Raw genomic sequence first — 23234 nt, forward strand, 5'->3', positions numbered from 1 at the left:
AATCGACATATTCGCGCAAGCCATAGTGACAGACGGTGTAAAGTTGCCTTTGGTCGTGCTAGTTTAATGTCAATTTTTCGTATACGTGGGCAAAACGCCTGTCAGAACATAGAGTTGGCGCCACGTTTTAAAGCGGTTTACGAGTTGTAAACCTCTTATTTTTCAGCATTTTTTATAGAGGCACGGGATTACATGGAAATCGGTCTGCGCGAGTGGCTGATCGTCATCGGCATTATTGTCATTGCCGGTATTCTTTTCGATGGCTGGCGTCGCATGCGCGGCGGCAAGGGGAAACTGAAATTCCGTCTCGACCGAAGTTTGTCCAACTTGCCGGACGAGGACACCAGCGCCGAGCTGTTGGGCCCGCCCCGCGTACTGGATACGCATAAAGAACCGCAACTGGACGAGCACGACCTGCCGTCGGTGAGCATGCCTGCCCGTGAGCCGCGTGAGTCGGGTTCCAAGCGCGGCAAGCGTGGTCATGGCGAGCCTTCGCAAGGCGACATGAACCTCAGTCTGGATCTGGACGGCGGCCCGAGCTTCAGCAGCCGTGACGACGATTTCCCGGATGACACCAAGGCTTCGAGTTCGACCAGCGACAGGGAACAACCGCAAGCCGAAGAAGTATTGGTGATCAGCGTGATCTGCCGCGACGCCGCCGGCTTCAAAGGCCCGGCGCTGTTGCAGAATATTCTGGAAAGTGGTCTGCGTTTCGGCGAGATGGACATCTTCCACCGCCACGAAAGCATGGCTGGCAATGGCGAAGTCCTGTTCTCGATGGCCAATGCGGTCAAGCCGGGCGTTTTCGATCTGGACGACATCGACCACTTCAGCACACCGGCAGTGAGCTTCTTCCTCGGTCTGCCAGGTCCGCGTCATCCGAAGCAAGCCTTCGATGTGATGGTGGCTGCGGCGCGCAAACTGTCCCAGGAGCTGAACGGCGAACTGAAAGACGATCAGCGCAGCGTGCTGACTGCCCAGACGATTGAGCATTACCGTCAGCGCATCGTTGAGTTCGAACGTCGCGCCCTGACCCAGAAGCGTTGATTCAAAAGGTTGTTCCCGCACCGCGCGCGGGACGATCAGCAAAATAGATTGAGCAGCCTCGGCTGCTCTTTTGCTTTATGAGAGAACACCCATGACCGCCGCCAAAAACCGCATTCTAGAGCTGCGCGCTGAGCTGGATCAGCACAACTATCGCTACCACGTGCTGGACGAGCCGAGCATTCCGGACGCCGAATACGATCGGTTGTTCAACGAGCTCAAGGCCCTCGAAGCAGCCCATCCCGCATTGATCACCAGCGACTCGCCGACCCAGCGTGTCGGCAGTGCGGCGCTGTCGGCGTTCACACAGGTGCGTCACGAAGTGCCGATGCTCAGCCTCGGCAACGCCTTCGAAGAAACCGACATGCGCGAGTTCGATCGTCGGGTGACTGAAGGTCTCGACCTGCCGGCCGGCGATTTGTTCGGTGGCGGCGCGGCGGTGGAATACAGCTGTGAACCCAAGCTCGATGGCCTGGCGGTCAGCTTGCTGTATCAGGACGGCGTGCTGGTGCGCGGCGCGACTCGCGGCGATGGCACCACCGGCGAAGACATCAGCGTCAACGTCCGTACCGTGCGCAACATTCCGCTCAAGCTGCACGGTACTGGCTGGCCGGCGACCCTGGAAGTGCGCGGCGAAGTGTTCATGTCCAAGGCCGGTTTTGAACGTCTCAACGCCACGCAGCTGGAAGTTGGCGGCAAGACCTTTGCCAATCCGCGCAACGCGGCGGCGGGCAGTTTGCGTCAGCTCGATTCGAAGATCACGGCCAACCGTCCGCTGGAGTTCTGCTGCTATGGCATCGGTCAGATTTCGGCCGATATTGCTGACACGCATATTGGCAATCTGCAGCAACTCAAAGCCTGGGGCATGCCGATCAGTCATGAGTTGAAACTGGCTCACGGCATTGATGAATGCCTGGATTACTACCGCGACATCGGTGAGCGCCGCAATTCGCTGCCCTACGAAATCGACGGCGTGGTGTTCAAGGTCAACAGCATTGCCTCTCAGCGTGAGCTGGGCTTCCGTGCCCGTGAACCGCGCTGGGCGATCGCGCACAAATTCCCTGCCATGGAAGAACTCACTGAATTGCTCGACGTGGAATTCCAGGTCGGCCGTACCGGTGCGGTAACACCCGTGGCGCGCTTGAAACCAGTCAAAGTGGCTGGCGTGACCGTGGCCAACGCGACGTTGCACAACATGGACGAAGTGGCGCGTCTGGGCCTGATGATCGGCGACACCGTGATCATTCGCCGCGCTGGCGATGTGATTCCGCAGGTGGTGCAAGTGGTCATCGAGCGTCGTCCGGACAATGCACGGCCAGTGCAGATTCCCGAGAAGTGCCCGGTTTGCGGCTCGCATGTCGAGCGCACGCAACTGGTCAAGCGCAGCAAAGGTCGCGAGACCGTCAGCGAAGGCGCGGTGTATCGCTGCGTTGGCCGTCTGGCCTGCGGTGCGCAACTCAAGCAGGCAATCATTCACTTCGTCTCCCGCCGCGCCATGGACATTGAAGGCCTGGGTGAGAAGAGCGTCGAGCAATTGGTGGATGAAGGTCTGGTCAATTCGCCGGCCGATCTGTACGCCCTGACGTTCGAGCAAATCGTCGATCTGGAAGGCTTTGCCGAACTGTCGAGCAAGAACCTGCTCAGCGCCATTGAAGACAGCAAGAAGCCGAGTCTGGCACGCTTCATCTACGCCCTCGGGATTCCCGATGTTGGCGAAGAGACGGCCAAGGTGCTGGCGCGTTCTCTCGGCTCGCTGGAGCGGGTTCAGCAGGCGTTGCCGCAAGTGCTCACGTACTTGCCGGACGTCGGCCTGGAAGTGGCTCACGAGATTCACAGCTTCTTCGAAGATGCGCATAACCAGCAGGTAATCAAGGACCTGCTCAAGCACGGCCTGCAGATTCAGGATCAGGGCGAGTTGGGTGCCGAGTTTGCTGCCAGCACCACGTTGGGTGGTTTCCTCGACAAGTTGCACATTCCTTCGGTGGGGCCGGGTGGGGCGCAGAAACTGGCGGACAAGTTTGGTTCGCTTGAAGGGGTTTTCAGCGCCGACTGGCTGGATATGCGCCAGGCGCTGCCGGAAAAACAGGCCACTTCGGTTCGGGAGTTCTTTGCGGTTGCGCAACATCGTCAAATTGCTGAAGCCGCCGAGAAACAGCTGCGCGATTTTGGTATGCACTGGCAGAGCGAGAAGAAAGTCGTTGAAGGCCTGCCGCTGGCCGGGCAGACCTGGGTGCTGACCGGCTCGCTGGAGCTGATGAGCCGCGACATCGCCAAGGACAAACTCGAAAGCCTCGGTGCCAAGGTGGCGGGCTCGGTGTCGGCCAAGACTCATTGTGTGGTCGCCGGGCCGGGCGCAGGTTCCAAGTTGGCAAAGGCCAATGAGCTGGGGTTGAAGGTTCTGGATGAAGAGGCGTTTGTTGCTCGTCTGAAGGAATACAACATCTTGATCTAACCCGGGATCTGTGGCGAGGGAGCTTGCTCCCGCTGGAGCGCGAAGCGGTCCCTTGAGTCTTGGCGCCTGCTGCGCAGGCGAGCGGGAGCAAGCTCCCTCGCCACAACTGCGGAACGATCTTCGCACGGCAATGATCTAGTCTTGGCAAGCCCCAGGGAGAGATCGCCATGTACCGCTTCTTCGAACAGCTCAGTTCACGCATCGCTGCGCCCTTCATCGGCGAAAGCTCGCGTAACAGCAAGGTCTGGCAGTGCCGCTGTGGGCAGTCGCTGTTTTTTCGCAACAGCCAGTGCCTGGCGTGTTCGGCGGCGTTGGGTTATCAGCCGGAGCAGAGTCGCCTGTCGTCGCTTCAGCCCGGCTTGCAGGCTGATACCTGGTTGCTCGACGCCGATCCCGAAACCGGTGTCTTGCGCCGCTGCGCCAACCTCGATTCCCCGGCCGCGTGCAATTGGTTGTTGCCCGCCAATGACCACGATGCGCTATGCATCGCCTGCAGCCTGAACCACACCATCCCCGACCTGTCGATTGCCGAAAACCACGAACGCTGGCGCAAGGTCGAAACGGCCAAGCGGCGTCTGGTCGCACAGTTGGTCAGCCTGGGTTTGCAGGTGATTCCCAAAACAGTGGATGAAGAGGCGGGCCTGGCTTTCGATTTCATCGGTGTCGACCTCGAAGGCAAGCCGCCCACCACCGGTCACGCCAACGGTCTGATCACCCTCGATATCAAAGAAGCCGACGACGCTCATCGCGAGCAGATCCGGGTGCAGATGCACGAACCTTATCGCACGCTGCTCGGGCATTTTCGGCATGAAGTCGGGCATTACTACTGGGATCGGTTGATCGCCAACAGCCATTGGCTGGAACCGTTCCGCAGCCTGTTCGGCGACGAGCGCGCCAGCTATGCCGACGCGCTCGAACGGCATTACCAGCAAGGCGCGCCGCTCGACTGGCAGCAACATTACGTCAGCGCCTACGCAACCATGCACCCGTGGGAGGATTGGGCCGAAACCTGGGCTCACTACCTACACATGATGGACGCGGTGGATACGGCGTTGGGATTCGGCATGAGCGCGCGGGAAATGGACTTCGACTACAAGCCATTTCCGGCCAGCACCCTCTACGACCCGCAGCATCCCGGCGGCGCGGCGTTCCTGTCATTCGTCAATGCGTGGATCGAACTGGCGGGCATGCTCAATGAACTGTCTCGCAGTATGGGGCAGCCGGATTTCTATCCGTTCGTCCTGCCGCCGGCAGTCATCGCCAAGCTGCACTTCATCCACCTGGTGATCCAGCAGGAGGGTGGCCGGGCGGATGAGGTGTTGCAGGCGCAGTAGCAAGTGCTTGAGTCCTCTCATATTTTTAATCCACCCGAACAGTTGTAACTTCGTCTCAGATAGGTACAATGGCGCGGCTCGCCGTCAGGTGAGCGTCGTTATGGTGACCCCATCGGTCCCCCCGCAACGATTACCCGTGAACCTGGTCAGATCCGGAAGGAAGCAGCCACAGCGGGAACATTGTGTGCCGGGGTGTGGCTGGTGGGGTTGCCTCCATAACGCAGCGCGAGTCCTCTCTCGCGTTATCTGTCTAAAAAAATACATGCTTGTTGCTCTGCCATGGATTGTCCAGGGCGGTGTTTTTTCGTGTCCGGTTTTCAGGGCGAACACATAAAAGGAGGCCGGGCTGTCGAATGCGACGGCTCGGCCTCCTTTTTTGTTTCCGGCACTAAGGCTTGGACAAGGCCTGGTCAACCGCTGCAATCAGCTTTCCCAGGTCCTTCGGGGTGGCGTTATGTATGACACCGAACAGATACGCCCGCTGTTCATCTTCATCGCCTAAATCTGCGAAAAAGGCTTTCAGCTTCACACCCAGCACATCGGCAAGCAGGAACAAGGCTTCCACGCTGGGGGTGTAGGTACCGGTTTCGAAGCGGCTGATGGTTTTGGGGTCAAAACCGGTCTTTTCGCCGAGTTCAGCCTGAGTAAGCCCAGCGACCTTGCGGTAGCGCCGAATGGCCGCACCCAAACTTGAATTTTGCATCGCTTAATTCCCATTTAGAATCAAGAACTTAACGATAGATTTTTGCATTAGACAACTGCATGATCCATCACCTTGCTTTGCAAAATGTGATGCGTTTCGTAGAATCGCCGATCAAAATGGATATTTTGGGTCTTTAAGGTTAGTTGATCTCTGCTGTCAGGAGGCCATCAACCGCTGTTCATGGAGTGATATCGTGTTGCTGCGCATTACCTATAAAAACATCTCTTCCGGGCATCCTGCACTGGTCGAGCGGTATCACCGCTAGCCACAGCGAGCCTGACTCATGGATGAGAAATACCGCAGGGCCGTGGATGCTGCCGCGATTTTTTCCGAGACCGATCTGAGCGGCCGGATCACCCACGTCAACGATCAGTTCTGTACCGTGTCCGGCTATAGCCGCGAAGAACTGCTCGGGCAGAATCATCGTCTCCTCAACTCCGGTCTGCACTCCGCCGATTTCTTCGCGGCCATGTGGCGCACCATCGCTTTGGGCAAGGTCTGGAAAGGCGAGATTTGTAATCGCGCCAAGGACGGCAGCCTGTATTGGGTCGACAGCACCATGGTGCCGGTGCTCGATGACGCTACCGGGCGGGTTGACCGTTATCTTTCGATTCGTTTCGACATCAGCGAAAAACACCAATTGCTGCATTCACTGCAATGGCGGGTGGGGCATGACGTGCTGACCGGGCTGCCGAATCGCGCGTTCCTCTCGGATTTGCTGGATCAGGCGCTGGAGTTCTCCCGTCACGAAAACATCCCGCTGGCGGTATGCATGCTCGATCTCGACGGCTTCAAAGCGGTCAACGATGGCTACGGGCATGCCAGTGGCGATCTGCTGTTGGTCGAGGTGGCCAAGCGTTTGCGCGCCATTGTGCGCGGCGAAGATGTGGTGGCACGGTTGGCCGGTGACGAGTTTGTGCTGGTGTTGCGATATGTACGAGATCTGCCGGAACTGCGTGCGGCGTTGAACCGGGTGCTCGGCGCCATTTCGGCGCCGTACTTGCTGCATGGCAAGGGCGTCAATGTGTTTGCCAGTATCGGCGTCACCCTGTTCCCCCACGACAATCAAGATGCCGAAACATTGTTGCGTCATGCCGATCAGGCCATGTACGTGGCGAAACAAAGCGGTCGCAATCGCTTTCATTTGTTCGACGTGTCCCGGGATCAGGAGGTCAAGGCTACTCACCAGACCGTCGAGCGAGTGCGCCAGGCGCTGGCTGCCGGTGAGTTGCGTGTGCATTTCCAGCCCAAGGTGAACATGCGCCGTGGCGAGGTTGTCGGCTTTCAGGCGTTGTTGCGTTGGGAGCATCCGCAACACGGTATGGTGCCGGCCCGGGAGTTTTTGCCGCTGGTGGAAGAAACGGACCTGATCATCGATATTGGTGAATGGGTGATGGATCAGGTCCTGTCGCAGGTGCACCATTGGCAGCAAGTGGGGCAGGGCTGGCCTGTCAGCATTCATATTGCGGCACGACATTTTCAGCGCGCGGATTTCGTCGACCGGCTCAAGCACGTGCTCGCCCGGCATGCCCAGGTGGCGCCGCAGATGCTCGATCTGGAAATCGTCGAGTCGGTGGCGATCGAAAATATTCAGCATGTCAGCGCCTGTTTACAGGCCTGCCAGGCGCTGGGGGTGCAGTTTTCATTGGGCAATTTTGGCACCGGTTATTCGTCCCTGAGCTACCTCAAACGTTTGCAAACCCAAACCATCAAGATCGACAAGTCGTTTGTGCGTGACATCCTTAAAGATCGGGATGATCTGGCCTTGACCAGGGCGGTCATTGGGCTGGCTCGGGCCTTTGGTCGGCAGGTGATCGCCGAAGGGCTGGAAAGTATCGAGCACGGTGAATTGCTGCTGCGACTGGGCTGCGAAGTTGCTCAAGGCTATTTCATTGCCCCGCCGATGCCGCCCGCAGAAGTAACGGGCTGGGTCAAAGGTTTTGTCGCGCCGCTGCAATGGCAGGTGTTGGAGCAGGCAGTCTGAACTCGGTCCATGTAACAGCCTCCGGCAGCTGCTACAGATCTGCGGGGCCGCCGATATACAGTCGAATGATGTCGTCGATTTCTCCGGACATTTTCATTCGCACCAAGGTGCGCAAAATGCGCTGCACGGGCACCTTGGGATCGTTGCGCACATAACAACCGACACTCTGCTCCTGCAAAACCGCCACGCCTTGCAGTTGCCGGTCAGGCAGCAGGCGCTGATTGAACCAGTCCAGCGTCCATTGATTGCTCACGGCGTAGTGATAGCGTCCGGCCAGGAGCTTTTCCAGCACCTGTTCCTGGTTGCGCGCGTCTTCGCGATACAGTCGGTCGGCGTCAAACAGCGGTTGCAGGGTCGGGTAGCTGTAGCCGAGTACCGTGCCGATGGCTTGTCGCGACAAGTCCGCAGGCGTCACTGACGTCAGCGGATCTGACCGGCTGATCAGCAGGTCGCGCTGAAACCAAAGTGGAATGCTCCAGATGTAGTCCCCGGACTGATTCGGCTGCCAGGACTGCGCCGCATAGCAGCGGATATCGACTTCGTCGTGCTCCATGGCGTTTTGCACTCGCGTGCGAGGCAGCACGTGAAATTCGGCTGGCACGCCGACCTGAGTCGCGAGGCTGACCATCACGTCGTGCAGGATGCCTTGGGTGGGGTGGCCGCGGTCCAGTTGCACCATTGGCATCGCCCAACTGTCGGGCACCACGAAGCGCAATGGCGGCTCGGCGCCAGCGACTTTCAGGCTGATTAACAGCAGTGCCCCCAAAACCAGCCGCATAAACGCTCCGGTGCTGATAAAACCCGAGCCGATAAAAGCCCCCCAAAGACCATCTTAGCCAGATTAGACGAGCGCACCGGATGCAATTTTGGCCTTGCTCCGCTAGCATTAGCCGCTTCTGTTCCTTCGTTGCGACGGTTTTCGATGAGTTATCAGGTTCTTGCACGTAAATGGCGTCCGCGCTCGTTCCGCGAAATGGTCGGCCAGACCCATGTGCTCAAGGCTCTGATCAATGCCTTGGACAGCCAGCGGCTGCACCACGCCTATCTGTTTACCGGTACCCGCGGGGTCGGCAAGACCACCATCGCGCGGATCATCGCCAAATGCCTGAACTGTGAAACAGGTATCACTTCAACGCCTTGCGGCGAGTGCTCGGTGTGCCGCGAGATCGATGAAGGCCGCTTCGTCGACCTGATCGAGATCGACGCCGCGAGCCGGACCAAGGTCGAAGACACCCGCGAACTGCTCGACAACGTGCAGTACGCGCCGAGCCGCGGGCGGTTCAAGGTCTACCTGATCGACGAAGTACACATGCTCTCCAGCCATTCCTTCAATGCGCTGTTGAAAACCCTTGAAGAGCCGCCGCCCTACGTCAAGTTCATCCTGGCGACCACCGATCCGCAGAAACTTCCTGCAACCATTCTTTCGCGGTGCCTGCAGTTCTCTCTGAAGAACATGACACCGGAGCGTGTGGTCGAGCATTTGACCCATGTGCTGGGTGTCGAGAACGTGCCGTTCGAAGACGACGCGCTCTGGCTGTTGGGCCGTGCTGCCGACGGTTCGATGCGCGACGCCATGAGCCTGACCGACCAGGCGATTGCCTTCGGTGAAGGCAAAGTCATGGCGGCCGACGTACGGGCGATGCTCGGCACGCTCGATCACGGCCAGGTCTACGACGTTCTGCATGCGCTGATCGAAGGCGACGCCAAGGCCTTGCTCGAAGCCGTCCGTCATCTGGCCGAGCAAGGCCCGGACTGGAACGGCGTGCTCTCGGAAATTCTCAACGTACTGCACCGTGTCGCCATCGCCCAGGCGCTGCCTGAAGGCGTCGACAACGGTCATGGCGACCGTGACCGAGTGCTGGCGCTGGCCCAGGCCTTGCCGGCCGAAGACGTGCAGTTTTATTACCAGATGGGCCTGATCGGTCGCCGCGACTTGCCGCTGGCGCCGGACCCGCGCGGTGGTTTCGAAATGGTGTTGCTGAGGATGCTCGCGTTCCGTCCGGCAGACACCACGGACGCCCCGAGGCAACCGCTAAAGCCAGTGGGGATCAGCCAAGCCACAGTTGATTCCGCAAATTCAGTGGCTGCCGCGCCCGTTGTTGCGCCGGTAGTCGCTGCGGCAGTTGCACCCGTCGCGCCAGCGCCAGTTGCGGCGGTGGTTGCCCCAGTGCAAGCGCCCGAGCCTGAGCCGGTTGCGCCCGTCGTCGTGTCCGAGCCTGTGGTTGAGGCGGTAGCGGTCGAGGCCGTCGTCGATCTGCCGTGGAACGACCCGATCGAACCCGAGGTCGTTCAGCAACCCGCCGTCGAGCCGGTGCTGGAAACGGCCAGCGAACAACCCGAACTGGCGCCGATGCCGTTGCCGACCCCCGACAGCGTGGTGCCGGACGCACCAGAGTGGGCCGCTGCGCCGATTCCCGAGCCGTCGGTGGCCGAAGTCGATGCCGCGACGCCGGGCATGGACCTGGACGACGAGCCGCCGCTGGACGAGGACTATATCGAGCCAGACATCGAGTCGGCCTACAGCTACCTCGATGAACTGGCCAGCGAACACACCGCTGAGCCAACGCCGGAAGTCGAGCCTGAACCGGCCGCCATGCCGGCCACCGGTCTGGCGGCGCAATGGCTGGAGTTGTTCCCGAAACTGCCGATCTCCGGCATGACCGGCAGCATCGCCGCCAACTGCACGCTGATCGCCGTCGACGGCGACAACTGGCTGATGCACCTGGACCCGGCCCACAGCGCGCTGTTCAACGCGACTCAACAGCGTCGATTGAACGATGCGTTGAACCAGTTTCACGGGCGTACGCTGAACCTGAGCATGGAGCTGATCAAGCCCGAGCAGGAGACCCCGGCCCAGGCCGCGTCCCGGCGCCGTGCGAACCGTCAGCGCGAGGCCGAAGAGTCGATCCACGGTGATCCGTTCATCCAGCAAATGATGCAGCAGTTCGGTGCGGTGGTCCGTAACGATACTATTGAACCTGTCGAGACCCTGGTCACTCAGGGCTAATAACTGAAGGTGTTCGGCCGAAAGGGCCGGGCGCTGTATTTATCCAAGTACTTTTGAGGTGATTCCCATGATGAAAGGTGGCATGGCCGGCCTGATGAAGCAGGCACAGCAGATGCAGGAAAAAATGGCCAAGATGCAGGAAGAACTGGCCAACGCCGAAGTCACCGGTAAAGCCGGTGGCGATATGGTCACCGTGGTGATGACCGGTCGTCACGACGTCAAGCGCGTGACCATCGATCCAAGCCTGGTCGAAGGCTTGAGCGAAGACGACAAAGAGATGCTGGAGGCTGTGTTCGCCGCCGCCGTCAACGATGCCGTGCGCAAGATCGAAGCCAACAGCCAGGACAAAATGTCCGGCATGACCGCTGGCATGCAACTGCCACCGGGTATGAAACTGCCATTCTGATTCGCCAAAGCGCGTCGGATGGGCTACAAAAAAATGCCAGGCATCGCGCCTGGCTTTTTTGTTTCTGCCGGGTTTTGTTAAACCCTGTGGCGAGGGAGCTTGTCGGAACGCCGCACCGTCCCGCTGGACTGCGCAGTAGTCCCCTTCCTCTTAGGGATAAGGGGGGCCGCTTCGCGACCCAGCGGGAGCAAGCTCCCTCGCCACAGTGAAAGGCAGAAACATCGAACGCCATACCATCACAAAGGTCTGCTCCCTATACCGCCGAATTCATCGATCAAAAGGAGAAGCTCACATGCCACAAGCATTGACCCTCAACCAACGTATCGTCCTGGCGTCCCGCCCGACAGGCGCGCCGACGCCGGAGAATTTCCGCCTGGAGCGCGTTGCGCTGCCGGACCTGGCCGACGGTCAGGTGCTGCTCAAGACCCTTTACCTGTCACTCGATCCCTACATGCGCGGACGCATGAGCGACGCGCCTTCGTACGCCGCACCGGTGGAAATCGGCGAGGTGATGACCGGTGGCGCTGTCAGTCGGGTCGAGCGCTCGCTGAATCCGAAATTCCATGAAGGTGATCTGGTGGTCGGTTCTACCGGTTGGCAGAGCCACAGCCTCAGCGACGGGCGCGACATCATTCCGGTGCCGTCCGGGCTGCCGAGCCCGTCAATGGCGTTGGGCGTGTTGGGCATGCCCGGAATGACCGCGTATATGGGCCTGATGGACATCGGCCAGCCAGAAGCCGGCGAAACCCTGGTGGTTGCGGCAGCGTCCGGGGCCGTGGGTTCGGTGGTCGGTCAGGTGGCGAAGATCAAGGGCTTGCGCGTGGTCGGCGTGGCCGGTGGCGCGGACAAGTGCCGTTATGTGGTCGATGAGCTGGGTTTTGATGCTTGTATCGATCACAAGAGCCCGAACTTCGCCGAAGAATTGGCCAAGGCGTGCTCCGAAGGCATCGACATCTATTACGAAAACGTCGGCGGCAAGGTGTTCGATGCCGTGCTGCCGCTGCTCAATCCCAAGGCACGAATTCCACTCTGCGGTCTGATCGCCTCCTACAACGCTCACGAAGCACCGACCGGCCCGGATCGTCTGCCGCAATTGCAGCGCACGCTGCTGACCAAGCGTGTGCGAATCCAGGGCTTCATCGTGTTCGACGACTATGGTGATCGTCAGCCGGAATTCGTCAGCGCCATGGCGCCGTGGGTGCGCGACGGCAAGGTGAAGTTCCGTGAAGACGTGGTCGATGGCCTGGAGCAGGCACCTGAAGCGTTCATCGGTCTGCTGGAAGGACGCAACTTCGGCAAACTGGTTGTGCGGGTCGCCCAGGACTGAGTAATTGACGCTAATCAGAGGCGCGGGTATAAACCGCGTCTCGTTGTTTTGTCGGACTTTTCCCCATGAGCTTCAGCCCTTTGATTCGCCAACTGATCGACGCCCTGCGAATTTTGCCAGGTGTGGGTCAGAAAACTGCCCAACGCATGGCGTTGCAGCTGCTCGAGCGTGATCGCAGCGGCGGCTCGCGACTGGCCCTGGCACTGAGCCAGGCCATGGAAGGGGTGGGTCACTGTCGGTTGTGTCGCACGCTGACCGAAGACGACCTCTGCCCGCAATGCGCCGATACCCGTCGCGACGACACCTTGCTCTGCGTGGTGGAAGGTCCGATGGATGTCTACGCGGTGGAGCAGACCGGTTTCCGTGGTCGCTACTTCGTGCTCAAGGGCCATCTGTCGCCACTCGACGGACTCGGCCCGGAAGCCATCGGTATTCCGCAACTGCTGGCGCGGATCGAAGAGGCGGGCACGTTCACTGAAGTCATTCTCGCGACCAACCCGACTGTGGAAGGTGAGGCGACAGCGCATTACATTGCCCAGTTGCTCAGCAACAAAGGCCTGATCGCCTCGCGCATTGCCCACGGCGTGCCATTGGGTGGCGAGCTGGAGTTGGTGGATGGTGGGACGTTGGCGCATTCGTTTGCCGGGCGTAAACCGATTGCTTTGTAATTGTTAAAAGCAAAAGATCGCAGCCTCGGCAGCTCCTACATGGGATCGGTTTACACCTGTAGGAGCTGCCGAAGGCTGCGATTTTTTGATCTTCCAACACTCCTTAACTTGAAAACCAAGCAAGCGCTCGGTTAACTTCGCTGAACCTTCAGTGGAGTTCGCCGATGCCTGCCTTTCAGGAATACTTCGACCCCAGCCACCAATTGGTCCGCGACAGCGTCAGACGTTTCGTCGAGCGCGAGATCTTGCCGGACATCGACCAGTGGGAAGAAGCCGAAAGCTTTCCCCGCGAGCTCTACCTCAAGGCTGGCGCGGCGGGGATTCTGGGGATCGGTTACCCCGAAGCCTTGGGTGGCAGTCACGAAGGTGATCTGTTCGCCAAGGTCGCCGCCAGCGAAGAGCTGATGCGCTGTGGCTCCGGCGGTCTGGTGGCGGGGCTCGGCTCGCTGGACATCGGGCTGCCGCCGATACTCAAGTGGGCCAGGCCTGAGGTCCGCGATCGTGTTGTGCCTCAGGTGCTCGCCGGCGAGAAGATCAGCGCCCTTGCCGTGACCGAGCCCAGTGGTGGCTCCGACGTCGCCAACCTGCAAACCCGCGCCGTGCGTGACGGCGACTTTTACCGGGTCAGCGGCAGCAAAACCTTTATCACCAGTGGCGTCCGCGCAGATTTCTACACTGTCGCGGTGCGTACCGGTGCGCCGGGTTTCGGTGGCATCAGCCTGCTGTTGATCGAGAAGGGCACGCCTGGTTTCACCGTCGGTCGTCAGTTGAAGAAAATGGGTTGGTGGGCGTCGGACACTGCCGAACTGTTCTTCGACGATTGTCGGGTGCCGTCAGGAAATCTGATTGGCGGCGAAAACATGGGCTTCGCCTGCATCATGGGTAATTTCCAGAGCGAGCGCCTGGCGCTGGCGCTAATGGCCAACATGACCGCGCAACTGGCGCTGGAAGAGAGCCTGAAATGGGCTCGCCAACGTGAAGCGTTCGGTAAACCCATCGGCAAATTTCAGGTGCTCAAGCATCGCCTTGCCGAAATGGCCACGGCGCTGGAAGTGTCACGGGAATTCACCTACCGACAGGCGGCGAAAATGGCGGCGGGGCAGAGTGTGATCAAGGAGATTTCCATGGCCAAGAATTTTGCTACTGACACGGCTGATCGGATCACCACGGATGCGGTGCAGATTCTGGGTGGTCTCGGCTACATGCGTGAGAGCCTGGTGGAGCGGCTGTACCGCGATAACCGCATTCTTTCGATCGGAGGGGGGACGCGGGAAGTGATGAACGAGATCATCAGCAAACAGATGGGACTGTGACGAGTTGATCGTTCCCACGCGGAGCATGGGAACGATCTGTCAGGGGGTTACTTATCGCTCAACGCAAACTGCGTCAGGCAGAACGTAGGAATCCCCATATCCTCCAAGCGCTGCGACCCGCCCAATTCTGGCAAGTCAATGATCGCCGCCGCTTCGTGAACCCGCGCGCCCATGCGTCGAACCAGGTTCGCCGCTGCAATCAGTGTCCCGCCCGTGGCGATCAAGTCATCGAACATCACCACCGAATCGCCCTCGCACAGGCTGTCGGCGTGGACTTCGAGGAAGGCTTCGCCGTATTCAGTCGCATAACCCTCGGCCAGCACGTCGGCCGGCAGTTTGCCTTGCTTGCGGAACAGCACCAGCGGCTTGTTCAGCTGATAGGCCAGGACCGAACCGATCAGAAAACCACGCGCGTCCATCGCACCGATGTGGGTGAAGTCAGCCTCGACATAACGGTGGGCGAAGCTGTCCATCACCAGGCGCAGGGCCGTGGGCGACTGGAACAATGGGGTAATGTCGCGGAAGATCACGCCCGGCTTGGGAAAGTCGATCACAGGGCGGATGAGGGATTTGATGTCGAAGGAGTCGAAGACCATCGTCGAGGTGTCCTGGCAGGCTGCAAACGACGCAGTATAACGGCGGCTGAACCGTTTCGCTCAGCCACCATCGCCGAAATCAGCCGTCTAGCGAGCCGCCGGCCAGGGCGCAGAGTTGAATTGGGTCGAGGATATGGATTTCCTTGCCTTCAGCCGCGATCAGTTCGTTTTGCTGGAATCGCGTGAACACCCGGGACACGGTTTCCACCGCCAGGCCCAGATAATTGCCGATTTCGTTGCGCGACATGCTCAGGCGGAACTGGTTGGCCGAGAAGCCCCGGGCGCGGAAACGGGCCGACAGGTTGACCAGGAACGTGGCGATGCGCTCGTCGGCGGTTTTCTTCGACAGCAGCAACATCATTTGCTGATCGTCGCGAATCTCTCGACTCATCACGCGCATCAACTGACGGCGCAGTTGCGGCAGTTGCACTGCCAGTTCGTCGAGGCGTTCGAACGGGATTTCACACACCGAGGTGGTTTCCATGGCTTGCGCCGAGACCGGGTGTTTTTCGGTGTCCATGCCCGACAGGCCGACCAGTTCGCTCGGCAAGTGGAACCCGGTGAGTTGTTCTTCGCCGCCATCGCTCAGGCTGAAGGTCTTCAGGGCGCCCGAGCGTACTGCATAAACGGAATCGAAGGTGTCGCCCTGGCGGAACAGGAATTCGCCCTTTTTCAGCGGGCGGCCACGTTTAACGATTTCGTCCAGCGCATCCATGTCTTCCAGATTCAAAGAAAGTGGCAAGCAGAGGGGGGCCAGGCTGCAATCCTTGCAATGGGCCTGACTATGAGCGCGCAGCTTTACTGGCTCGGACATTTCTTCAATCCTTGTGGGAAAAAACACACATAAGACGTAAGGGTAACCCACGGAAGGACATTCAGGCACGCGGCGATTTTGTCGCAGGGTCGTAAAGTCAGCGTTTCGCAGACCGGCAGTGAGTTAATAGCTAGATCACCCGCGAAAACCGCTGGCGATTGTGCTGTTCCAGGTATGCGTCGAACACCATGCACACCGAACGTACCAGCAATCGTCCGGCGGGCAGTACGGTGATCCGTTCGTTATCAAGTTCGATCAGGCCGTCTTCGGCCATTTCCTGCAACTGTGGCCAGAGTTCGCCGAAGTAACCCTGAAAGTCGATGTTGAAGGCGTGCTCGATCTCGGCGAATTCCAGGCTGAAATGACAGATCAGTTGTTGGATGACCGCACGTCGCAGGCGGTCATCGGCGTTGCACAGCAGGCCACGACTGGTGGCCAGCTGCGCGCTGGCGAGCGTGTTCTGGTACTGATTCAGGTCGCTGCTGTTCTGGCAATACAAGTCGCCGATCTGGCTGATGGCCGACACGCCCAGGCCAATCAGGTCGCAGTGACCGTGGGTGGTGTAGCCCTGGAAATTGCGTTGCAGGGTCGATTCTTCCTGAGCAATCGCCAGTTCATCGTCGGGCAGCGCGAAGTGGTCCATGCCGATGTAGCGGTAACCGGCCTGGGTCAGCTGCTCGATGGTGCCCTGGAGTATTTCCAGTTTTTGCGCCGGTGTCGGAAGCTCGTCGCTGTTGATTCGCCGTTGCGGCATGAAGCGTTCCGGCAGGTGCGCATAGTTGAACACCGAGAGGCGGTCCGGTTGCAGGTTGATGACTTCATCGACGGTGCGGGCGAAATTCTCGGGTGTCTGCCTTGGCAAGCCGTAGATCAGGTCAATGTTGATCGAGCGAAACTGCAGCGTGCGTGCGGCGTCGATCACCGCGCGGGTTTCTTCCAGGCTTTGCAGGCGATTGACTGCCCGCTGCACCGCCGGGTCGAGGTCTTGCAGGCCGATACTGACCCGGTTGAAACCCAGCTCACGAAGCAGGCCCATGGTTGACCAGTCGGCTTCGCGAGGGTCGATTTCGATGCCGTAGTCGCCGGAATCGTCGTCCAGCAAGTTGAAGCTTTTGCGCAACTGGGCCATCAACTGGCGCAGTTCATCGTGACTGAGAAAGGTCGGGGTGCCGCCGCCGAAATGCAGTTGCTCGACTTTCTGCGCGGGGTCGAGGTGGCAGGCGATCAGCTGGATTTCCTGCTCAAGGCGCTGCAAATAGGACTGGGCCCGGCCGCGGTCCTTGGTGATGACTTTATTGCAGGCGCAGTAGTAGCAAATGTTCGCGCAGAACGGCACGTGCACATACAGCGATAACGGGCGCAGGGCTTTACGGCTATCGCGCAGGGCGTGAAACAGGTCGAACGTGCCGACCTGACCGTCGAATTGCACCGCGGTCGGGTAGGAGGTGTAGCGCGGTCCCGCCAGGTCGTAACGGCGGATCAGATCGGTATCCCAACGAATGGCGTCGAGCATCATGCGGGCATTCCCCCGGATAGGCTGGCAGTGTCAGCGAGTCTAGGGGGAGGCGGGGTGGGGCATCTTGATTTGCGTCAACGGTGGTTAGCGGGTGTGCCGCTTTTTGTGGCGAGGGAGCTTGCTCCCGCTGGGGCGCGAAGCGGACCTAAAAGAGGGACTGCTGCGCAGTCCAGCGGGAGCAAGCTCCCTCGCCACAGGTCTAGTGGCCCATGAGCCAATGCTGATGCGGCCCCGGCAAGGTCCAGATGCCGAACAGGATCACCAGTAAGCCGCCGGTCATCCGCACGCTACGTTTGCGCAACAACGCCGTGACCCGCTCAGCCGCCAACCCTGTGGCGAGCAATACCGGCCAGGTGCCGAGCCCGAACGCGAGCATCAAAAGCGCACTGTCCAGCGCATTGCCCTGACTCGCCGACCACAGCAACGTGCTGTAAACCAACCCGCACGGCAGCCAGCCCCAGAGCGCACCCAACAGCAGCGCGCGGGGTACGCTCGACACCGGCAGCAGTTTGTTGGCAACCGGCTGGATATGCCGCCACAGGCCGCGACCGAGGCTTTCGATGCGGGTCAGGCCGCTCCACCAGCCAGCGAGGTACAGGCCCATGGCGACCAACAGCAATCCGGCGATGACGCGCATGAACATCGCCGCCGGGCTGTTGGCCACCGCCCAACCGGCCAGGCCGATCAGCAGGCCGGCCGTTGCATAGCTGAGAATTCGCCCCAGGTTGTAGGCCAGCAGCAGTCGAAAACGCCGGCTGCGTTGCTCCTTGGGAATCGCCAGGGTCAACGCGCCCATCAAGCCGCCGCACATGCCCAGGCAATGCCCGCCACCGAGCAGACCGAGAATCACCGCAGACACCAGCAGCGGCGCCAACTCAAGCATGAGGTGGCGCCTTGTCGTCCGGCTTGGCCGGATGACCGCTGGCTTCGTCGACCGCGGCCTTGTGGTTCGGGTCCTGGTCGTCGAACAGGATGCTGTGGGCCGGGCCGTCGAGGTCGTCGTACTGACCGCTGTCGACGGCCCAAAAGAAGATGTAAATGGCGATGGCCACGATCAGCAGCGCAGCCGGGATCATCACGTAGAGAGCTGGCATCTGGACTCCATGCCCGCGCGGCTCAGGCCGGCAGCGGACGGGTTTCTGGCGTGGCGCTGACCGCAGGCGTGTTGGGCATGCGAGTCAGGCGCAGGGCGTTCAGCACCACGGTCAACGAACTGATGGACATACCGACCGCGGCCCATACCGGAGTGATCCAGCCGAGGGCGGCGAACGGCAACATGAGGCCATTGTACAGCCCGGCCCACAGCAGGTTCTCGATGATTACCCGGCGGGTGCGTCGAGCCAGGCTGAAGGCTTGCACCAATGCATCGAGACGGTTCGACAGCAGCACTGCATCGGCACTGGTTTTCGCCAGATCGGTGGCCGACCCCATGGCCACGCTGATGTCGGCGGCGGCCAGTACGGGCACGTCGTTGACCCCGTCACCGAGCATCAACACCTTGCGGCCTTCCTTGTGCAGCTGTTGCAGGACCTGCAATTTGTCGTCCGGGCGCAAACCGCCACGGGCTTCATCGATGCCCAGTTCCGCCGCGACACTGGCGACCATCGGCGAACTGTCGCCGGACAGCAGCAGCGTGCGCCAACCGCGAGCCTTGCAGGCGGCGAGCAGGGCGGGGGCGTCAGCACGCAAACGGTCATCGAGAACAAACCATGCCAACGGTCCCTGACTGTCGCCGAGCAACAGCCATTGGCCAGCTTCATCCGGCATCAACGGCACGGCAGCGCCACTGAGTTCACAGACAAAACCCGGTTGGCCGATGCGCAGGCGTTGCTCGCCGACCGAGCCTTCGAGGCCGAGTCCCGGCGTGCTGTGGACTTCTTCGGCGGCCAGCGGCGCCCGGCCAAACGCGCGGGCGATCGGGTGTTCGGAACGGTTTTCCAGGGCGGCGGCGAGGCTCAGGCATTGATCGCTGTTCAGCGCGCCGAGTGGGCGAATCGAACGCAAGGCCAGGCGACCTTCAGTCAGTGTGCCGGTCTTGTCGAAAATCACCGTATCGATCTGGTTCAGGCCTTCCAGCACATGACCGCGCGTCAGCAGCAAACCGAGTTTGTGCAGCGTACCGGTGGCGGCGGTGAGGGCGGTCGGCGTGGCCAGCGACAAGGCGCACGGGCACGTCGCAACGAGCATCGCCAACACAATCCAGAAGGCTCGCGACGAATCCAGTTCCCACCAGATCAGGCCGATGACGGCAGCGGCAATCAGCGACAGCAGCAGGAACCATTGCGCGGCGCGGTCGGCAATTTCAGCCAGTCGCGGCTTCTCGGCCTGAGCACGGTCCAGCAGGCGGACGATGGCGGACAGTCGGGTGTCCTGGCCGAGGGCAAGGACTTCCACGGTCAGCGCACCTTCGACGTTCAGGGTGCCAGCGGTGACGGCATCGCCCGGCGTGCGCGGTTGCGGCAGGTATTCGCCGGTGAGCAGGGATTCGTCGATGCTCGACTGGCCGTCGAGGATCTTGCCGTCGGCCGGGAGGATCGCGCCGGGATGCACCAGCACCTGATCGCCTAAACGCAGTTCACTGAGCAGAATCCGCTCACTCTGGCCGTCGGCACTCAGGCGCAGGCACGAGGCGGGCAGCAGGTTTACAAGCTGTGCGGTGGCGGCAGCGGTGCGTTCGCGGGCGCGACGTTCGAGATAACGCCCGGCCAACAGGAACAGCGCGAACATGCCGACCGCATCGAAATACAGTTCACCGACGCCGGTGATCGAGGTCCAGATCCCGGCGATGTAGGCGCTGCCAATCGCCAGCGACACCGAGACGTCCATGGTCAGGTGTCGGGTGCGCAAGTCACGCATGGCGCCTTTGAAGAACGGCGCGCAGCTGTAGAACACGATCGGGGTGGTGAGAAATAGCGCGACCCAACGCAGGATGGTGTGCAGCTCGGGGCTGAGGTCGATGTTGAATTCCGGCCAGGTGGCCATGGTTGCCATCATCGCCTGGAACCACAGCAACCCGGCCACGCCGAGTTGACGCAGGGCCAGGCGGTTTTCGCTGGCCAGTTGTTCGCTGGCGCGGTCGGCCTGATAGGGGTGCGCGGCGTAACCGATGTGGCGCAATTCGCTGAGTACCTGGCTCAGCGGCAGTTGCGCATCGGCCCAGCGCACGTGCAGGCGATGGTTGGACAGGTTCAGGCGCGCTTCGGCCACTGCGGGCAAGCCACGCAGGTGTTTCTCGATCAGCCAGCCGCAGGCGGCGCAGCTGATGCCTTCCATCAACAGGGTGGTTTCGGCGAGTTCGCCTTCGTGGCGAACGAAGGGAGCTTGCACGTCGGCGCGGTCGTATAGCGCCAGTTCGTCCACCAACTGCACCGGCAAGGCTTCGGGGTTGGCCGATGACTCGCTGCGATGCTGGTAATAGGTTTCCAGTCCACCGGCCACAATGGCTTCGGCCACGGCCTGACAACCCGGGCAGCAGAACTCGCGGGTTTCACCGAGGACGGCAGCGGTGAAGCGGCTGCCGGCCGGGACGGGCAGGGCGCAGTGGTAGCAGGGGAGTGGAGTGGTCATGTGTGTTGCCATGAAAACCATTGTGGCGAGGGAGCTTGCTCCCGCTCGGCTGCGAAGCAGTCGTAAATCTGCGAACGCGCTATGACTGAAAGAACCGGTTTGCAGTTTTTTGGGCCGCTTCGCGTCCCAGCGGGAGCAAGCTCCCTCGCCACATTTGATCGCATTCGCAGTGTTTACTTCTTCAGGTCTTCGGCGCCTTGCAGCGGTTCATCACCCAGCAGCAGATCCTTGTCATGGCTGACCTGTTCTTCTTCGAACATGCGCCAGGTCTTGTCGTCCTGTACGCCCAGCAGTTCTACAAAGCGGCGACCGTCGACCTTGTCGTTCAACTGGCCAATGTAGCGGCCCTGTTCGGTTTCGCTGCGTGCCAGGGTGATCTTGCGATCTTTCTCCGGCTGGGTCGGCGAGATCAGGTTCAGCTCCAGGGTTTTCGGTTGGCTGTTGCCGCTCAGGCGCAGGTCGACTTCACCGGTCACGTCGTCCAGATGAACGCTGGCGCGCAGCAGCAGGGTCTGCGCCAGCAGCTCACGGTCGAGGGAGCGGTTGATGCCTTTGCCTGCCTCGTAATAGTTGTCGTTGACCAGGTTGTCCGGGTTGTTCACCGCGATCGTCACCATGGACAAGGTCAGGGTCACGGAACACGCCAGGATGGCGATGATGATCCACGGCCAAAGATGCTTGTACCAGGGACTTGCGGCAGTTGCTGTGGGCATGATCACTTCTCTCAACGAACTTGTGGGCCGATGAACCGGCTCTTGGCTTCAATGTGGACGCTGTCGTCATCGGCATCCTTGAGGATGAATTTCACCTCGTTGGTGCTCGATGGCAGTTTCTCCGGTGCGCTGGACAGTTCGACCGGCTGGCTGAAAATCTCCCCGGCGGCGACCTTGATCTCGCGCTTGCCTTGCAGCTTGAGGTCCGGCAGGCCAGCGGCTTCGAGCACGTAGGTGTGGTCGCGCTGATCCTTGTTCATGATCTTCAGGCTGTATACGTTTTCGATCCGGCCTTCGGCGTTCTCGCGGTACAGCACGCGGTCCTTGCTGACGTCGAAACCGACCAGCGAACGCATGAAGAAGGCGGTCACCAGCAAGGCGATCATCGCCAGCAGCACCGTGGCATAGCCGATCAGGCGCGGGCGAAGTTTATTGGTTTTTTGCCCGGACAGGTTGTGCTCGGTGGTGTAGCTGATCAGGCCGCGCGGGTAATCCATCTTGTCCATGATGCTGTCGCAGGCATCGATGCAGGCCGCACAGCCGATGCATTCGACTTGCAGGCCGTCGCGGATGTCGATGCCGGTCGGGCAGACCTGGACGCACATGGTGCAGTCGATGCAATCGCCCAGGCCCATGGCCTTGTAGTCGACGCCTTTCTTGCGCGGGCCGCGGCTTTCACCCCGGCGCGGGTCGTAGGAAACGATCAGGGTGTCTTTGTCGAACATCACGCTCTGGAAGCGCGCGTACGGGCACATGTAAATGCACACCTGCTCGCGCAACCAACCGGCATTGCCGTAGGTGGCGAGGGTGAAGAAACCGACCCAGAAATACGACCAGCCATCGGCTTCGCCGGTGAAAAAGTCGATGGTCAGTTCGCGGATCGGCGAGAAGTAACCGACGAAGGTCATGCCGGTCACGAAGCCGATCAACAGCCACATCGTGTGTTTGCTGAATTTACGCAGGAACTTGTTGGCGCTCATCGGCGCTTTGTCGAGCTTGATGCGCTGGTTGCGGTCGCCTTCGGTGACCTTTTCGCACCACATGAAAATCCAGGTCCAGACACTCTGTGGGCAGGTATAGCCGCACCAGACCCGCCCGGCGTACACGGTAATGAAGAACAGGCCGAAGGCACTGACGATCAGAATCCCCGAGAGCAGGATGAAGTCCTGAGGCCAGAAGGTTGCGCCAAAGATGAAGAACTTACGTTCCGGCAGGTTCCACCAGACGGCCTGATGGCCACCCCAGCTCAGCCAGACCGTACCGAAATACAGCAGAAACAGCCCGGCACCGCCCATCATCCGCAGGTTGCGGAACAGGCCGGTGAAGGCACGGGTGTAGATTTTTTCTCGAGAGGCGTAGAGGTCGACGCTGTTATTCGCGTTCTTGGCAGGGGTGACGTCGTGTACCGGAATCTGATTGCTCATCATTGCATCCCACGGCAGTGGAAAAATGCCTCGGTCAGTACATGCCGACCGCGGTCAAAAAGAGGTGTTGCAGTGGCGCAATGATACGCCTGTAGCTCTAGGTCAAGGGTGCGACCTTTGGTCACGTTGGTGGAATTCAACTGACGGTGTAATGACTTGAATCAATTGACTTGTGAATTATGGACGAGTTTTCGGGCTGGGGTGTTCAATCCAGCTTTGCTCAGCAACTGCCATTTCCCGGTTAATCCCCGGATTTCCCGCGTAGGAGCTGCCGTAGGCTGCGATCTTTTGATTTTGCTTTTTTGGGAATACTTGCGGGGATGGATTAAAAACAAGATCAAAAGATCGCAGCCTTCGGCAACTCCT

The 23234-nt window shown here is 60.3% G+C and carries 19 protein-coding genes and 1 other RNA gene; 10 read left to right on the forward strand and 10 right to left on the reverse strand.

The window, feature by feature from the left end:
• Nucleotides 1–192: 192 nt before the first annotated feature.
• From zipA to ffs, 4 genes are all read left to right on the forward strand, one after another.
• On the forward strand, nucleotides 193–1047 hold the full coding sequence (gene zipA / locus QF010_RS23415) for a cell division protein ZipA (RefSeq protein WP_033055669.1): 855 nt from the start codon (nucleotides 193–195) through the stop codon (nucleotides 1045–1047).
• A gap of 91 nt (nucleotides 1048–1138) precedes the next feature.
• Nucleotides 1139–3496: an NAD-dependent DNA ligase LigA gene (gene ligA / locus QF010_RS23420; RefSeq protein ID WP_429534041.1), complete on the forward strand. Its 2358-nt coding sequence runs from the start codon at nucleotides 1139–1141 to the stop codon at nucleotides 3494–3496.
• 167 nt (nucleotides 3497–3663) lie between these two features.
• Nucleotides 3664–4830 (forward strand): zinc-binding metallopeptidase family protein, encoded by a 1167-nt coding sequence (locus QF010_RS23425; protein ID WP_429534042.1) that lies wholly within the window; start codon nucleotides 3664–3666, stop codon nucleotides 4828–4830.
• Nucleotides 4831–4940: 110 nt separating this feature from the next.
• An RNA gene (ffs, locus tag QF010_RS23430) (signal recognition particle sRNA small type) lies at nucleotides 4941–5037 on the forward strand.
• Between the two features lie 181 nt (nucleotides 5038–5218).
• Here the strand turns inward: ffs and QF010_RS23435 are convergent.
• A complete protein-coding gene (locus tag QF010_RS23435; RefSeq protein WP_429512549.1) occupies nucleotides 5219–5533 on the reverse strand; it encodes a helix-turn-helix domain-containing protein in 315 nt (104 codons plus the stop codon).
• A gap of 283 nt (nucleotides 5534–5816) precedes the next feature.
• On the opposite strand from QF010_RS23435, the gene QF010_RS23440 reads away from it, so the two are divergent.
• Nucleotides 5817–7517 carry a putative bifunctional diguanylate cyclase/phosphodiesterase gene (locus QF010_RS23440; RefSeq protein ID WP_429534043.1) on the forward strand — a complete coding sequence of 567 codons (1701 nt, stop codon included), beginning with the start codon at nucleotides 5817–5819 and terminating at the stop codon, nucleotides 7515–7517.
• Nucleotides 7518–7548: 31 nt separating this feature from the next.
• On the opposite strand, the gene QF010_RS23445 is transcribed toward QF010_RS23440, so the two are convergent.
• A complete protein-coding gene (locus QF010_RS23445) occupies nucleotides 7549–8295 on the reverse strand; it encodes a substrate-binding periplasmic protein (protein WP_033055664.1) in 747 nt (248 codons plus the stop codon).
• A gap of 144 nt (nucleotides 8296–8439) precedes the next feature.
• Between QF010_RS23445 and dnaX the strand changes: the two genes are divergently transcribed.
• From dnaX to QF010_RS23470, 5 genes are all read left to right on the forward strand, one after another.
• Nucleotides 8440–10524: a DNA polymerase III subunit gamma/tau gene (gene dnaX / locus QF010_RS23450; RefSeq protein ID WP_429534044.1), complete on the forward strand. Its 2085-nt coding sequence runs from the start codon at nucleotides 8440–8442 to the stop codon at nucleotides 10522–10524.
• Between the two features lie 67 nt (nucleotides 10525–10591).
• Nucleotides 10592–10930, forward strand: coding sequence for a YbaB/EbfC family nucleoid-associated protein (locus QF010_RS23455; RefSeq protein WP_008028561.1), 339 nt, complete (start codon nucleotides 10592–10594; stop codon nucleotides 10928–10930).
• Between the two features lie 292 nt (nucleotides 10931–11222).
• Nucleotides 11223–12257, forward strand: a complete 1035-nt coding sequence (locus tag QF010_RS23460; protein ID WP_429534045.1) for an NADP-dependent oxidoreductase — start codon at nucleotides 11223–11225, stop codon at nucleotides 12255–12257.
• A 65-nt stretch (nucleotides 12258–12322) separates the two neighbouring features.
• The gene (gene recR / locus QF010_RS23465) at nucleotides 12323–12925 is read left to right on the forward strand and encodes a recombination mediator RecR (protein WP_033055661.1); all 603 of its coding nucleotides are present in this window, start codon (nucleotides 12323–12325) and stop codon (nucleotides 12923–12925) included.
• Between the two features lie 164 nt (nucleotides 12926–13089).
• Nucleotides 13090–14238, forward strand: coding sequence for an acyl-CoA dehydrogenase family protein (locus QF010_RS23470; RefSeq protein ID WP_429512555.1), 1149 nt, complete (start codon nucleotides 13090–13092; stop codon nucleotides 14236–14238).
• 47 nt (nucleotides 14239–14285) lie between these two features.
• Here QF010_RS23470 and QF010_RS23475 read toward each other — a convergent pair whose 3' ends face one another.
• From QF010_RS23475 to ccoG, 8 genes are all read right to left on the reverse strand, one after another.
• Nucleotides 14286–14834, reverse strand: a complete 549-nt coding sequence (locus tag QF010_RS23475) for an adenine phosphoribosyltransferase (RefSeq protein ID WP_008146813.1) — start codon at nucleotides 14832–14834, stop codon at nucleotides 14286–14288.
• Nucleotides 14835–14913: 79 nt separating this feature from the next.
• Nucleotides 14914–15648, reverse strand: coding sequence for a fumarate/nitrate reduction transcriptional regulator Fnr (gene fnr / locus QF010_RS23480; RefSeq protein ID WP_033055658.1), 735 nt, complete (start codon nucleotides 15646–15648; stop codon nucleotides 14914–14916).
• Between the two features lie 130 nt (nucleotides 15649–15778).
• The gene (hemN, locus tag QF010_RS23485) at nucleotides 15779–17161 is read right to left on the reverse strand and encodes an oxygen-independent coproporphyrinogen III oxidase (protein ID WP_429534066.1); all 1383 of its coding nucleotides are present in this window, start codon (nucleotides 17159–17161) and stop codon (nucleotides 15779–15781) included.
• Between the two features lie 202 nt (nucleotides 17162–17363).
• Nucleotides 17364–18047, reverse strand: a complete 684-nt coding sequence (locus tag QF010_RS23490) for a sulfite exporter TauE/SafE family protein (RefSeq protein ID WP_033055657.1) — start codon at nucleotides 18045–18047, stop codon at nucleotides 17364–17366.
• Entirely contained in the window at nucleotides 18040–18258 is a 219-nt protein-coding gene (gene ccoS / locus QF010_RS23495; protein ID WP_007905420.1) for a cbb3-type cytochrome oxidase assembly protein CcoS, read from the reverse strand. The genes QF010_RS23490 and ccoS overlap by 8 nt, the downstream gene beginning before the upstream one ends.
• 22 nt (nucleotides 18259–18280) lie before the next feature.
• A complete protein-coding gene (locus QF010_RS23500) occupies nucleotides 18281–20731 on the reverse strand; it encodes a heavy metal translocating P-type ATPase (RefSeq protein ID WP_429534046.1) in 2451 nt (816 codons plus the stop codon).
• Between the two features lie 173 nt (nucleotides 20732–20904).
• Nucleotides 20905–21444 carry a FixH family protein gene (locus tag QF010_RS23505; protein ID WP_008146825.1) on the reverse strand — a complete coding sequence of 180 codons (540 nt, stop codon included), beginning with the start codon at nucleotides 21442–21444 and terminating at the stop codon, nucleotides 20905–20907.
• An 11-nt stretch (nucleotides 21445–21455) separates the two neighbouring features.
• A complete protein-coding gene (gene ccoG, locus QF010_RS23510; protein WP_429534047.1) occupies nucleotides 21456–22868 on the reverse strand; it encodes a cytochrome c oxidase accessory protein CcoG in 1413 nt (470 codons plus the stop codon).
• Nucleotides 22869–23234: the final 366 nt, after the last annotated feature.

This window comes from Pseudomonas silensiensis (assembly GCF_050434865.1).
Taxonomy (GTDB): Bacteria; Pseudomonadota; Gammaproteobacteria; order Pseudomonadales; family Pseudomonadaceae; genus Aquipseudomonas; species Aquipseudomonas fluorescens_W.